A 14,405-nucleotide genomic window follows, 5' to 3' on the forward strand; every position below is an offset into this window, starting at 1 on the left:
GCGTAAAGCTTTTAAAGCTTTTTTATTCAATCACGCAAAGTCGCAAAGTCGCAAAGTTTATTTTCTTTGCGACTTTGCGACTTTGCGTGAAATAAATTAGTACTCTTTGCGGTAAAATATCAAAGTTTCTGTATTTATAATTCACAAAGTTCGTAAAGCTGCTTTTATTCAATCACGCAAAGTCGCAAAGACGCAAAGTTTTGATTATAAAGCTTTTCGGGCTTTGCGTTTTTAAAACTTGCTATATTAAAAAACTTTGCGTGCCTTGCGTTTAAATTCCAAAATTGCTCTATCCTCATTTCAACTTAAAACTTGAAACCTGAAACAAATAAAACTTTATATTTGACTTTTCTATTAAAACCCAAATCATGAGACTTTTTACCATTGTCATTTCACTTTTTACACTTACTCTTTTCGCACAGAATACCAAAAAATACGATACCTTTTTCGAAAAAGGAAATGGAAATCAGGCGGCAGACTACCCCGAAACCATCAACTATTACACCCTTTTATCTCATGATTTCCCGACAATTCAGATGCAGGAAATGGGTCTGACCGATTCCGGATATCCTTTACATATGATTATCTTTAATCCGGAGAAAGAATTTGATTTTAATAAAATTCAGAAAAATAAAGCCGTTTTATTAATTAATAACGGAATACATGCGGGCGAACCGGACGGGATTGACGCTACCATGCAATTGTTCCGGGATTTGGCTTTAGGAAAAATCAAGGCTCCAAAAAATACGGTTATCGTAACTATTCCGGTTTATAATATTGGAGGTGCTTTAAACAGAAATTCTACTACAAGAGCCAATCAGGATGGTCCCGAAATTTATGGCTTTCGCGGTAACGCCAGAAACTATGACCTGAATCGTGATTTTATGAAATCGGATACCCGTAACACCAAGAGTTTTGTAGAGATTTTCCAGAAAACAAATGCAGATGTTTTTATAGACAATCATGTGAGTAACGGATCTGATTATCAGTACAAATTAACGTATATCATGACACAACACAACCAATTGGGAACTGTTTTGGGTGATTTTATGAATACCGAAATGATGCCTGCTTTGGTAAAAGACCTGCAAAATAAAAAAATAGAAACAACACCTTATGTCGATTCGTTTAAAGATACGCCCGATAAAGGTTTTGGTCAGTTTACAGATAGTCCGAGATATACTACCGGTTATACTTCGCTATACCATACCATTGGATTTGTCGTTGAAACGCACATGCTTAAAAAATATGCCGACCGTGTCAAAGTAACGTACGAATACATGAAATCGACAATTGATTTTATGGATGCCAATTATCTAAAAATCAAAGAACTTCGATTAAAAAACGAAGAGCAATACAAACCTAAAAAAACTTATACTTTAAAGTGGGAAATGGACAGTACCAAAACAACTACTTTTTCATTTCTGGGGTATGAAGCGGGTTACAAAAAAAGTGAAGCGACAACCGGAAATCGTTTGTTCTATGACCGCAGCAAGCCTTATAAAAAAGACGTTCCCTACATCAAAGAATTCAAATCGGTTAAGGAAGTTGTGATTCCGACCGCTTATATTATTCCGCGTGGGTATTGGAATATTATTGACCTTTTGAAAAACAATGCCATAACGTATTCTACCTTAAAAAAGGATACGATAATAGAAGTTGAAAGCTATAAAATTGCAGATTTCAAAACAGTTCCGTCAGCTTATGAAGGGCATTATTTGCACCGAAATACAACCGTTACTTCTAAGGTTGTAAAAGTTGCTTTTGTGAAAGGCGATTACTTCGTTCCGACAAATCAAAAAGGGGCAAAATATTTGCTGGAAGCTTTCGAACCGGAAGGGGTTGATTCCTTTTTTAACTGGAATTTCTTCGATCCTATTTTACAGCAAAAAGAACATTATTCGGAGTATGTTTTTGAAGATACCGCTGCAAAACTTTTAAAAGAGAATCCAACTTTGAAAGCTGAACTCGAAGCTAAAAAAGAATCTGACGCCACGTTTGCCAAAAATCCTGAAGCCCAATTAGAATGGATTTACAAACATTCTGCTTATTATGAAAAGGCGCATTTGCAGTATCCGGTTTATCGTGTTTTATAGTTTTTCTTAACCGCAAAGTTCGCTAAGTTTTTTTGCTTTTGATTGGGCTGAAAAACGCGGAAGGACGCAAAGTTTACGTGAAGATCTATGCCAAAATTTTGAACTCTGACAAAGATAAAATTAAATATATTTGATCATATAAACAAAGTAACCGAAAATTATGAATAACCAAACTGGTGATACCATTGCAGGTGCAATTATTGAGGCATTAGGTTATTTAGGTGCCATGGTTCACTGGCTTCTGTTCTTTGGAAAGAAGCCTTTTCAAAAGGTACTTCAAAATAATATAATTAATGGTTTTGTTGGCCTGCTGCTTATAATTTTAATCATTGTAGTATTTAAAAATGAGGTATTAAAACTCCTCTTATATTTAATTAATAATCGCCAAAACCATAAATAAATGAATTCACAATTTTCATCAGGAAATCCAAAAATATTTGCTGTAATCGGTCTTATTTTTGCTATTTTTTCTTTTCTTTTTTCCATTGTTCCGTGTATCGGATTTTATGCAATCGGGCCAAGTATTATGTCTATTGTTTTTTGCGGAGTCTCCTTTTTAGGGTTAAAGCAAAAAAATCAAAATACCGGAGTTTCAACCGCAGGTTTAATTGTTGGCGTAATAGCAATATCAATAGGGATATTCCAATATTATAAGTATAAAACAGTGTTTGATGCAAAAGCAGAAATTGAAAACTCGCTTAACAATATAGAAGGTCAAGTTTTAGATACGATAGAAAAAAAGGCTTTGAAACAGGTTAAGGAAAAAATTGAAAAAGAAATAGAGAATGATTCAATTGAAAAAATCAAGAGTGATTCTATTAGTCAATAAAGAATATCATTTATTTAATTTTTTGATATTTGTTGCAATACTAATTTTAGTCCTCTATTTAAAAACAGGCTTTACAATTATTAAATGTCCTTACGCTGAACTGGGAATTAAATGCAAGACTTGTGGTCTTACAACTTCTTTTAGAAAAATAATAAACAACGACTTAACCCACTTAAATTTTGGTCCTTTTTTATTATGTATGACTTTTTTGTTACAACTTTTTATCAGGCCCTTTATTAGCTTAATCTTGTTATATTCATCAAAATCAAAAATAATTCGGAATATCGATATTATTTTTTCAGCTGCTTTAATTGGATATGCATACGTAAAACTGATGCTGAATTAATTTTAAAACTGAAAAGAAATTATAGCCGAAACAAAAGCAAAAACCCCGAAATTCAAATGAATTCCGGGGTTTCAAATTTTATAATCTAAAAGAAACAGCAGTTTTATTGACCGCCAAGTCCCACTAGAGTAGGATATTGTCCAGCTGTAAATTTCCAGTTGGCAGACGTCCAGGTACTCGTGTAAGGAGTTCCTGTTTTCATATCACCTGTCTTTTTTCCAACTGCCTCACCTCCATCATCTGAAGCGGTTTGTCCTGTAGATTGGGTATCCCAAAAACAATTTGGAGCCGAACTCCAGTTAAAATTGAAACCAACCAATCCACCGCCAATTTTTATATTTCCTGTAGCATAACAATTCATAATCTCGCAGGCGTTCTTCCCGATAAGAGCTCCTCCGTATTTATAAGTACCGGATACTGAACCTGTAGCATAGCAGTTTTGTACATCGCAAAGGTAGTTGTACCCTATTAATCCGCCAACTACAGAAGCACTTGGCCCTGCTGCAGAAACGTTTACCGTACTGTAACTATTTAAAAGTTTACCGCCTATACCGTTAGCATCATTATTAATTCCAACCAGACCTCCTACTTGCGTGTTCGCCTGGATTCCTGTAGAACTAACCGTTCCGCTGGCATAACAACGGGATATAGTACCTCCCACATTATTAGCAACCAGAGCACCTACGGTACCGCCTCCCTCAATTTTTACGGAGACAAGTCCCAGATTTTTCACCACACCTTTAGATCCTAAAGTAGAAACAAATGCAACATCATCGGTACTACCTCGCTTGATGGTTAGATTTTTTACTACGTGATTATCTCCGTCTATCGTTCCGTTAAAAGTTTCAAAATCTCCAATAGGGCTAAAACCCATTGTTGCATAACCTTCACCAATCGGATATTCAGTACCATCTACAGCAGGCATCGTGATATCATTAATCAGCTTAAAGTTGTCATTAAGATATAAATTTGGTGTCCAAAGTTGTGCCGGGGTATAGATACCATAAGGATTTGTAGTCTTGTTGTAAACCGGTATTTTTATCGTATAGGTCTTTTTAGTCTTTCCATCAGCAGCCGTGATAGTAAATGTAAATCCTGTCAAATTGTAGTTACTGGCTTCATTATCTCCTGCTGCTGTAAGTTCTGCTCCCGAAGGCAAAATTGGAATTCCTGTAATAAAGTCAAGATTAGCCGGAGCATTGTAAAAGGTATTAACACCCTCTTTAAGCGCAGGAAGTTCCCAATAGATTTCAGAATTTGAACCTTCGAAAGTAAAACCCAGTACAGCTGCCGAGTTAGGAGGAGTGATTGTATAATCCTGCTTGCTTCCGTCTTGTGCCGTAACGGTATAAATTAAAGTTTTGCTAAAATCATTTGGCGTTGTACCACTTACCTGAGCAACAGTCCCAATTGTAACTTTCGTGCCTGTAGTAGCAAAAATAGCCACTAAATTAGTTACGTTTACTCCCGAAGGATACGTAATGGCGATAGTGTGTGCCGTTTCGTCAATAGTAGCTTTTATAGCCGTATTTGAAAAAGTGAAAGACGTAATCGCCTTAGTAGTGCTTGCTGGTATCGTTGGTTCTTCTGTTTTACCAGGTTCATCACTTGAGCAGGAATACCCCACTACAATAAATAAAGCAAGCATCGTTGCATATTTAAAAAAGGGTACAATTGTAGATTTTGTTTTTTTTGACATTTTTTGATTAGGATAAAATTTTGGAAATGATAGCTGTTTTGGTTCAGCTATCTCTGATTTTTTAAATTTTCGTAAAATTATTTTTACATTAAAGTAGAGTTAACTCATAGAGAAATTAGTTTTTAGGTTTGTTAATTTGTTCTTTTTTTGAAAATTATTCTTACCAAAAATATCATTAAATTTCTTTAACACAAGCTTAGTAAGAGAATTTTGCCGTAAATAATTTGTGTAATGTCTTTTATTTTAAACAATAAGAATTTTCTTCTTTCCTGTTAACCAAACGCAAAGAATAATAATCTTTAGAATAGCATTTAATTACTGAACTTTAAAGCAGGATTAATTATAAAAAATTCCCCATTAAATATCAGCAAATTTCAAACGATAGAACTTGCCTCAGGCATTACACTATAAGTTGTGACAAAATGAAAATGAATAAAAATTTTGTCACGTTTTTTTTGTGACAAAAACAAACAAAAAAAAAATTTGTCACGGATTTTGTGACAAAAAATAATTTTTAAAAAAAATGTCACAACTTTTATACACAACGAGAATCAAAAAAAATAGTCATGATATTTGGCGCGTATCACTTCTAAAATTTCCTTTTTGAATCATTTTGAAGAGGGGAAATTATTTATTTATTACAAACTTTTATGGAAAGTTATTTTGTAAATCATTTTTAGAAAAGCCGTTTTTGCAACATCACCTAAAAAAAATAAAAATAATACTTTTTAAAATTGAAAGTTTTTTCTTAGTTTTGTAATTCTAAACTACGACATAGAATTAAATATAATTTGCTCTTGAGATAAGGTTGCGTTATTGGAAACAATAGGAATGCATTACTCTCGCGGGTTTAATATTCACTAAAAATGTAGTTTATGAGTACAAACACTTTTTCAAAAGAAGCCGAAAAAAGGCTAATTGATTTTTTTAATCACGCGATAGCCCCGGAAGATATGGCTAAAGTAATCAGGCAGGTCAATTACACACTGGCTTTAAGTGTAATGAAGGAACAGGAAACCCCACCAAACGGAATAGAATCCAACTTTTATTGGCTCAATGAATTAGCCGAAATTCTAAATCCTTATCTGGAGGCCGAATAAATTTAACTGATATTATTTAAATGAAAACCCTGATCTCAAAAAGATCGGGGTTTATTTATTTAAAGTTATTGCATTTACGAGTAAAACGCTCACACAAGCAGCGAATTGTTAAATCACTAAAATTATTTGATCTTTTTATAGATCAGAAAAACAATATAAAGTATTAAAGAAAATAACAGTACAATTGTTGCCACAGGCAAATAGGTAAAGACATAATATGTATCATGAATATTAATATCTAAACAATATTTACTTGGATAAATGTAACCATAAATTAGCATCCCAATACCTAAAATAAAAAAGAAGTAAATAAAATATTTCATAGTCTTGTATAATATTCATCCAAAAAATTACTGCCTAGTTAATCTCATTTTAACCTCTGGAAATAATTGTGCTGCAGCCCCATTGGGACAATCCTTTTCAAGCATAATATCTCTTTTTGGTATTAAAACTAGTTCCATTATAGAATCCGAATTTTTAGTTAGCATAACATAAAGTTTTCCTTCTTGTCCACAATCAAATTGACGTCCTCCATACAATAAAACAAAAAATGTTTTATCATAATAATAGCTTGTAACCACATAACCACTATCATCCGGTTCTGTTCTGGTATCCTCTAAAAATCTGCCACTTGCATCTTTTATTAAGTAACGCATTAGTAATCTGTCTTTAGTATATCGAACTGGTTTATATGTAATTTTAGAAAATATCAGTTCGTAATTTTTGCCACCATAAAATCCTTTCCAGGTTCCGACATATTTATCCCGAATTCCATTTACATCCTTTAAATAGGTTACACTTTCTGGAAAGTCCGTTTTTGCACGCACATACTCTATCTCTTTTTCGATTGGAAGTATTGACTGGGCTTTGCATGCTGAAATACTTGCTATTGTCATACCTATAATAATTATCTTTTTCATGTTATTTACAATTTGAAAAACATTACTGCCTAGTTAATCTCATTTTAACCTCTGGAAATAATTGTGCTGCAGCCCCATTGGGACAATCCTTTTCAAGTATGATATCGCGTTGGGGTATTAAAAACAATTCCATTACAGAGTCATAATTTTTAGTTAGCATAACATAAAGCTCCCCTCTTTGTCCGCAATCAAATTGACGCCCTCCATATGATAAAACAAAAAATGTTTTATCATAATAATAACTTTTAAGAACGTAACCACTCTTATCTGTTTCTGCTCTTGTATCTTCTAAAATTCTGCCATTTGCATCTTTTATTAAATAACGCATTACTAATCTGTCTTGAGTTATTCGAGAAGGTTTGTCTGTTATTTTAGAAAATATTAATTCGTAATTTTTTCCCTCATACGTTCCTCTCCAGGTTCCGACATATTTATCCCGAATACCATTTACATCCTTAAAATACGTTACACTCTCAGGAATACCAATACCCGCATTTATGTAATCTATCTTTTTTTCGATTGGAACAACTGATTGGGCTTTGCATGCTGAAATACATGCTATTGTGATACCTATAATAATTATCTTTTTCATATTATTTCCAATTTAGAAAAACATTATTGTTTTGTTAATCTCATTTTAACCTCAGGAAATAATTGCGCTGCAACCCCATTGGGACAATCCTTTTCAAGCATAATATCTCTTTTTGGTATTAAAACTAGTTCCATTATAGAATCCGAATTTTTAGTTAGCATAACATAAAGTTTTCCTTCTTGTCCGCAATCAAATTGACGTCCTCCATACAATAAAACAAAAAATGTTTTATCATAATAAAGACTTTTTACCACATACCCACTATTATTCGGTTCTTTTCTCGTATCTTCTAAAATTCTGCCATTTACATCTTTTATTAAGTAACGCATTAGTAATCTGTCTTTAGTATATCGAACTGGTTTATCTGTAATTTTAGAAAATATCAGTTCGTAATTTTTGCCGCCATAAAATCCTTTCCAGGTTCCGACATATTTATCCCGAATTCCATTTACATCCTTTAAATAGGTTACACTTTCTGGAAAGTCCGTTTTTGCACGCACATACTCTATCTCTTTTTCGATTGGAAGTATTGACTGGGCTTTACATGCTGAAATACTTGCTATTGTCATACCTATAATGATTATCTTTTTCATAGTGTTTGTTTTTAAATATTAAGAACATGGTATTGTTGCTATTTTATCATTGTTATTCAATGTTTTTTTAGCACTAGTCCCATTTTTGTTTATTTTGAATAAGGAAATACCGTTAATACCAATTTGTTCCTTTATGAATTTTAAAAACCCAACTTCCCTTGAGCCCTTATTATCCTCCATAACTTCCTCATATTTTTCTCTCATATTTATGTCAAAATTTAATCCCATATTAAGATCACTATAAACTCCTTCAAATCTTAAAGTATAATCTCCTTCACTTGAAATCATCGTTCCATACACATTATCTAAAGCAATATTATTTCTATGGGCATTATCTAAAAGCGCAATAAACGATTTCACATCTGAAGGTGAAAACATTTTAATCGGTGAGTTTATTGTTGGATCACCATTTGGATCAACAGTTCCAGAATCATAATCATTAATATGTGTATGCATATAACCAATGGTATTGGGATCTTTGGGCAAGCTCATACTGTCATTACTCAAATTATCAAGAGGTGTAAAAGGACCGTTTTTGCTTTGTGAATATCCTGTTTCATTTTTTAGATCCGTTTTCTTTCTTAATTCTTCCTGTTTTGCCAAAAAGTTAGCATTAACCATCTGTGTCTTAATTTTATCACAGGGGTTTGCAGCCGTCGCAGGAGGGGGAGCCGTGCCACCACCGCCATTACCACCACGAGGAGAGGTATAACCACTGGGAGTTGTTCCTCCAATTACAGGAGAACGTGGTCCATAGTAGGCCACAGGAGTTCCCAATTTAGGTTTAGGTCCGGTATAAGAATTAATCTTAACAACTTCTCTTAATTCAGTTGGTAGTATTCTTGGCACTGGTGTTGGATTACCACCACCAGGACCATCATTGCAACTACCATCAACACAAGGATTAAGAGAAGGTGCCCTGTAAGTTGTCTTATCTTCTCTGGGCAAGACTTCTACAATTCCGTCTTCCACAGCGTGATTGTCTTTAAATTGAGCTGCTTTTACAAAACCTTTCTTGAGATCCCAGACGCTTATGTATCCGTTAAAATTCCCGCCCTCCATAGACTGGTACTCTTGTGGGGCAGCTTTGTCGGGATAGATTTCAACCAGTGAGGCTTTGTAACTGCCATCGGGTAATTTGTACAGGTACAAGCGCTGTTGCCAGATTTCTGAATGGTCTATTTTTAATTCTTTTATCGGGATTACAATCACCTCAGTCCCGTCTTCAGCTTGTTTCACGATCGCCCCCGGCCACTCATAAATGAGGTTCTGGAGGTAAACATAATTATCTCCTTTTGCCTCGTACTCTTTAAACCATTGTTTGGCGGAAGACAATGTTGTGCCCTGCGTACCTACTTCTTCATCTTCCTGCTGACATCTTGTAAAAAAAACAGAAATCAACAGCACAGTAATTACACTTACTGCTCTTTTAAAATTTTCTTTCATCACATAATTCCTTTAGGTTATAATTTTGATTTCTTCTGAACAAAAACACCCTGTTAAGCTGCTGCAGCTAAGGCTTAAAAGGTGTTCTTTTTATAAAGTAAAACAATAATTTTGTAGTCCGGAAAACCGATTTATAAGTGGAGGGTTTCAATTGATATTCGTAGTTAAAGTATGTGATGCAACCAAAATCCGGCTGGGATTTTAATGAAAAAAGTGTAAGACTGTTTTTTTGCTACTGTGCTTTTTTCAGATTTTTATCAATTACTGATGCCCAAAGCCGAACTAGCAAAGAAAAACTACAGCCTGAAACAAAATTTTCTAGTCAAAATGCAGCTTCCGCGTGAGGGATAGAAGCTTTCCGCCGCCGCGGAGCGGATAGCCCGACAGCATTAAAAAAAAGGCCTCATAAACGCAAAGTTTGTCAGGCCTTTTTTTTAATGGTGGCACGCTCAGATAACCGACAATTTCATTTTTAACATTTTAATACGCAACTATTCTTAGCATATGCTACTAGAGAATATAACTTAAAACAAAATGAAATGAAAAAGCTAATCGCATTATTTACTGTACTCACAATTGTTTCCTGCTCAAATGAAGAAATCACTAACTCAGAAATTAAAACGAATCTAAGTTCTATCAGGTTTAATGATTATTATAAAAATTCACTGATGTATTATCAGGATATGCAATTTGAAAATGAGAAAATTACAACGGTTAAAAGTTCTGACAATAAGCATAGTGACTATACTTATAACAATCAGAATCTGGTTTCGAAAATAATTGATTACAATCCTTCGGAGGAAATTTTACTAACAACCACTTTCCTGTACAGTGATGCCGGAAAAATAACCGAAATAAAACAATTGTCAGGTCCGGCAAATGAAGAAATTTTGAATGCGAAATTTGTTTTTACACATCTTGCAGACAAAATAATTTTGACAAAAACTACCGAAAATAATCCAGTAGAATCTTTGGAAATTTCGCTTAATTCGAATAATGAAATCGAAAAACGAACGGTATTTTCAGGAGCTTATTTTTACAAATATGACTTTGTGAACGGTAATTTAGAAAAGTTTTCTCAAATTGGAGATAACGGAAGTTTAAGTGAACATTTCATCAGTTGTAAATACACTAATCTGAAAAATAATTACAGTTACAAAAAAATGCTGTTTGGTAAAGAATGGAAACTCAACAGCTTTTTAAACAGTTTCTTAAATTTTAATCACTCCATAATCATTGACCTTTCTGAAAACTTAATTTCGGAATACACTGATACTTTTGTTTATCAAAGTTCAAATTACAGTGTTGTTTATACCACAAAAACAGATTACACTTTTGACAATACAAACAGAATGACAAAAATGACCGAAAACTTTAGTACTGACAATGGTGGAAAAATAGCAAACGATTATAAATCGGAGTTTATTTTTAATTACAAAGAGTAAAACGATGCTCTAAAAATGGATTTAAATCGCAATATACCATTGCGATTTTTTTTATTGGTATTGATTTTCTTCTTCAAATAACAATTTAATATTCTCATAAGAATTTTTAAGTGCATCTTTGATTTCCTCCGGATTTAGCCAGGCCACTTTTTCGATACCTTCCTCAATCTGGCCTTGCGGAATTCCTTCAAAATCAGATTGCATTTCGAACCAATGCGTGATTTTGAGTTTGTATTTTCCGTTACGTTTAAAAACATGATAGGTTTTCTGAAGTTTTTCGATAATAGTCAATTTTCCAACACCTGTCTCCTCTTCTACTTCACGCATGGCGGTGTCTTCAATTTCTTCGCCTTTTTCGATTCCACCCTTAGGAAGATCCCATTTTCCGTTTCTGAAAATAAATAAAACTTCGCCTTTTTTATTGTAAACCAATCCTCCTCCGGCTTTTGTTACGGGAATTTTAGCTTTCAGGGTTTTCATTATTTCCCTTTCATCTGGATGATATAAATAGGCTTTTTGAATTTTATTTTGAAATATTTTCACTATAAGCTGCTCAATATCAATACTCTCTAACAAGAATAATTGAAAATTAGTCTCTTTGGAGATTTCATTTGTCAAAAAAAGTGGTTTGTCGTTCACAAAAACTTTATACATTTGTACTATGATTTTTAATAAAGATACTGCCGAAAAAACAGCCGAATTGCTTTTGCAAATAAATGCAATTAAATTGAATCCAGAAAATCCTTTTACATGGGCTTCTGGCTGGAAATCTCCTATTTATTGCGATAATAGGTTAATTCTTTCATTTCCAACGATCAGAAATTATGTTCGTGATGAGTTTGCAAAGAATATTGAGAAACAATTTGGAAAACCGGATGTCATTGCCGGAGTTGCGACTGGTGCTATAGGAATTGGTATTCTCGTGGCCGAAAGCCTCGGATTACCTTTTGTATATGTGCGCCCGGAAGCAAAAAAACACGGAAGACAAAACCAGGTAGAAGGCTTTTTGCAAAAAGGCCAGAATGTTGTTGTGGTAGAAGATTTAATCAGTACCGGAAACAGCAGTCTGATGGCTGTGGAAGCTTTACGTAACGAAGGTGCTAATATTAAAGGGATGGCAGCAATTTTTACGTATGGTTTTAATGTAGCAGAAGAGAACTTCAAAAATGCTAATATTGACCTGTATACCTTAAGTAACTACGAAAATCTATTGGATTTAGCGGTTCAGAAACAATATATCACCGAAGATCAACAAGCTACACTGCAGGAATGGAACGTGAGTCCGTCTACCTGGGGACAGGAAGAGGAGTAATTTTAGATTTTTAGATTTTTAGATTTTTAGATTTTTAGATTTTTAGATTTTTAGATTTTATACAAAAATCGCTTCGCTCTTTTTTGTAAATTGTGATTTAATTTAGATCTAACTTTGCGAACATAACATTTACTATCGTTTTACAATATAAAAAAACCTTGCGCCCTCTGCGGTGAAAAAAAATTATAAAAAAGAAAAATATGAACTTAGAAAGTCCAAAAGTTACTGTTCAGAAATCAGCACAGGATTTATTTGATTTGTTGACTGATGTTAAGAATTTCGAAAAATTAATGCCGGATAATATTGCTAAATTTGAAGTAACCGGTGAAGATGCTTTTATTTTTGGACTGAAAGGTATGCCGGAAATAAAACTTAAAATGAAAGAAAAAGTGGCTCCAAACAAGATTGTTCTGGGTGCTGCAAGTGATAAGCTTCCGTTTACACTGGTTTCTAACATTGATAGTATTTCTGCTACCGAAAGTGCCGTACAATTGCAATTTGAAGGAGAATTCAACGCTATGATGGCCATGATGATCAAAGGACCAATCAGCAAGTTTATCGAAACTCTGGCCGCTAATATGACAAAACTATAAGTATTTATTATTAATGCTTAAATTTTAAAGTCCGATTTTACGATCGGGCTTTTTTTTGTTTCACGCAGATTTAGCAGATTTATTTCTCTTAAAGTCACATAAAAGCTAAGTTTTAATTTCTTTAAAACTGTACAAGAGCACCTCTCCCTCTTTGCTACTTTGAGCCTTTGCAACTTTGAACCTAAAAACCTTAGCAACTCAGTACCTTAGTCCCTCAGAACCTCTAGTAAAGCATCTGAATTTCCTTAATATCAAATTCGGAAACCGAATCATCTTCAAGCAATATCCGGATTTTTCCAACAGGAGAAACACCCTGAATAATTCCCATGAAGTTTTGTCCCGAAGTGCCGGGATGGAGATTTTTAAAAGGCATTGGAATTCCTTTTCTGAACAGCGAATTAAAATATTCATCCCAAAAAACTGCGGAATTAGCCTGCCAGAATTCAATTTTTTGTTCGATCTTTTCAGTAATTAAAGAGGGCAAAACATCCTTATCAAACGTCTTTCCGGAAAGTACTGCCAATGACGATGCCAGGGGTAAATCATCAAAATTAGTCTGATTTACATTAAGGCCTAAGCCTGCGACTGACACGATCCTGCCATCACTTTTGATGGTATTTTCGATTAGTATGCCACCAATTTTTTTATTGTATGACATAATGTCGTTTGGCCATTTTATACTTAAATTAGAAATATCCAACGCTTTTAAGGTCTCAATTACCGCTAATGAAACTATTATACTCAGATTAAAAACCTTTTCTTTATCAAACAAAAAATCCTTCACCAAGACACTCATAATTAAGTTTTTACCGGATTCCGACTGCCATTTAGAGCCCATTTGTCCCTTTCCTTTTGTCTGATTTTCAGCTGTTACCACTGTAAAATTATCAAGCTCTTCCTGACTGGCCAAAGCCTTAAGAAAATCGTTTGTTGAATCTATGGCATCGAGTTTGATTAGTTTCATTCAAATAATTTATTTATACTTAATTTAATATTTTGTTAAGGTTCAAAATTAATCACAAAAATTGGTAACTTTACAAAATCATATAAAATAATTCATGGCGAAAAAGACTATTAATAATGATGTTCTATTGGCGAACATAATCAAAGGAATTGAAGAAGTAAAAGGAAATGATATAGATATTCTTGACTTAAGGGAAATAGACACGGCTGTTTGTGACTATTTTGTAATTTGTAACGGAAGTTCAAATACCCAGGTTAATGCCATTGTAAACTCAATTCAAAAAACAGTATCCAAAGACTTAAAAGATAAACCCTGGCACGTAGAAGGAACCGATAATGCGGAATGGGTTCTTATGGATTACGTGCATATCGTGGTACATGTTTTCCAGAAACACATTCGTGAATACTATAATATCGAAAGCCTTTGGGGTGACGCCAAAATAACTACAATCGAAAACAAATACTAAAGAA

Annotated in this window: 15 protein-coding genes; 8 read left to right on the plus strand and 7 right to left on the minus strand. The window is 33.8% G+C overall.

The genetic code is table 11. The features are described from left to right. The first annotated feature begins 368 nt into the window (after positions 1 to 368). The 3 genes from HAV12_RS15890 to HAV12_RS15900 all read left to right on the plus strand — a co-directional run bounded on the left by HAV12_RS15890 (position 369) and on the right by HAV12_RS15900 (position 2,925). Entirely contained in the window at positions 369 to 2,096 is a 1,728-nt protein-coding gene (locus tag HAV12_RS15890) for a M14 family metallopeptidase (RefSeq protein ID WP_171570521.1), read from the plus strand. A 160-nt stretch (positions 2,097 to 2,256) separates the two neighbouring features. Beyond that, entirely contained in the window at positions 2,257 to 2,496 is a 240-nt protein-coding gene (locus tag HAV12_RS15895) for a hypothetical protein (RefSeq protein WP_132033306.1), read from the plus strand. Beyond that, positions 2,497 to 2,925 (plus strand): hypothetical protein, encoded by a 429-nt coding sequence (locus tag HAV12_RS15900; protein ID WP_171570522.1) that lies wholly within the window; start codon positions 2,497 to 2,499, stop codon positions 2,923 to 2,925. It abuts the gene before it with no gap. 449 nt (positions 2,926 to 3,374) lie between these two features. On the opposite strand, the gene HAV12_RS15905 is transcribed toward HAV12_RS15900, so the two are convergent. Then, positions 3,375 to 4,970, minus strand: coding sequence for a GLUG motif-containing protein (locus tag HAV12_RS15905; protein ID WP_171570523.1), 1,596 nt, complete (start codon positions 4,968 to 4,970; stop codon positions 3,375 to 3,377). An 875-nt stretch (positions 4,971 to 5,845) separates the two neighbouring features. Between HAV12_RS15905 and HAV12_RS15910 the strand changes: the two genes are divergently transcribed. Beyond that, the gene (locus tag HAV12_RS15910) at positions 5,846 to 6,070 is read left to right on the plus strand and encodes a hypothetical protein (RefSeq protein WP_171570524.1); all 225 of its coding nucleotides are present in this window, start codon (positions 5,846 to 5,848) and stop codon (positions 6,068 to 6,070) included. 350 nt (positions 6,071 to 6,420) lie between these two features. On the opposite strand, the gene HAV12_RS15915 is transcribed toward HAV12_RS15910, so the two are convergent. From HAV12_RS15915 to HAV12_RS15930, 4 genes are read right to left on the minus strand one after another with little or no spacing between them, the layout of a single operon-like run. Then, entirely contained in the window at positions 6,421 to 6,990 is a 570-nt protein-coding gene (locus HAV12_RS15915; protein WP_171570525.1) for a hypothetical protein, read from the minus strand. A 22-nt stretch (positions 6,991 to 7,012) separates the two neighbouring features. Next, complete coding sequence (locus tag HAV12_RS15920; RefSeq protein WP_171570526.1) at positions 7,013 to 7,582, minus strand: DUF6705 family protein; 570 nt, start codon at positions 7,580 to 7,582, stop codon at positions 7,013 to 7,015. A 23-nt stretch (positions 7,583 to 7,605) separates the two neighbouring features. After that, positions 7,606 to 8,175, minus strand: a complete 570-nt coding sequence (locus tag HAV12_RS15925; RefSeq protein WP_171570527.1) for a DUF6705 family protein — start codon at positions 8,173 to 8,175, stop codon at positions 7,606 to 7,608. 18 nt (positions 8,176 to 8,193) lie between these two features. Continuing rightward, entirely contained in the window at positions 8,194 to 9,621 is a 1,428-nt protein-coding gene (locus tag HAV12_RS15930) for a hypothetical protein (RefSeq protein ID WP_171570528.1), read from the minus strand. A 539-nt stretch (positions 9,622 to 10,160) separates the two neighbouring features. Here HAV12_RS15930 and HAV12_RS15935 point away from each other — a divergent pair. After that, a complete protein-coding gene (locus HAV12_RS15935) occupies positions 10,161 to 11,066 on the plus strand; it encodes a hypothetical protein (RefSeq protein WP_171570529.1) in 906 nt (301 codons plus the stop codon). A gap of 51 nt (positions 11,067 to 11,117) precedes the next feature. Here HAV12_RS15935 and HAV12_RS15940 read toward each other — a convergent pair whose 3' ends face one another. Then, on the minus strand, positions 11,118 to 11,720 hold the full coding sequence (locus HAV12_RS15940; protein WP_171570530.1) for an NUDIX hydrolase: 603 nt from the start codon (positions 11,718 to 11,720) through the stop codon (positions 11,118 to 11,120). A gap of 7 nt (positions 11,721 to 11,727) precedes the next feature. On the opposite strand from HAV12_RS15940, the gene pyrE reads away from it, so the two are divergent. Both pyrE and HAV12_RS15950 read left to right on the plus strand, forming a co-directional pair. Beyond that, positions 11,728 to 12,378, plus strand: a complete 651-nt coding sequence (gene pyrE, locus HAV12_RS15945) for an orotate phosphoribosyltransferase (protein ID WP_132033288.1) — start codon at positions 11,728 to 11,730, stop codon at positions 12,376 to 12,378. Between the two features lie 200 nt (positions 12,379 to 12,578). Further along, entirely contained in the window at positions 12,579 to 12,971 is a 393-nt protein-coding gene (locus HAV12_RS15950) for an SRPBCC family protein (RefSeq protein ID WP_132033286.1), read from the plus strand. Between the two features lie 223 nt (positions 12,972 to 13,194). Here the strand turns inward: HAV12_RS15950 and HAV12_RS15955 are convergent, their stop codons facing one another. Further along, positions 13,195 to 13,935, minus strand: a complete 741-nt coding sequence (locus tag HAV12_RS15955; protein WP_171570531.1) for a biotin--[acetyl-CoA-carboxylase] ligase — start codon at positions 13,933 to 13,935, stop codon at positions 13,195 to 13,197. Positions 13,936 to 14,029: 94 nt separating this feature from the next. Here HAV12_RS15955 and rsfS point away from each other — a divergent pair, with 94 nt between their 5' ends. Further along, positions 14,030 to 14,401: a ribosome silencing factor gene (rsfS, locus tag HAV12_RS15960; RefSeq protein WP_007809313.1), complete on the plus strand. Its 372-nt coding sequence runs from the start codon at positions 14,030 to 14,032 to the stop codon at positions 14,399 to 14,401. The last annotated feature ends 4 nt before the right edge of the window (positions 14,402 to 14,405 follow it).

This window comes from Flavobacterium sp. CLA17 (assembly GCF_013112255.2).
Taxonomy (GTDB): domain Bacteria; phylum Bacteroidota; class Bacteroidia; order Flavobacteriales; family Flavobacteriaceae; genus Flavobacterium; species Flavobacterium circumlabens.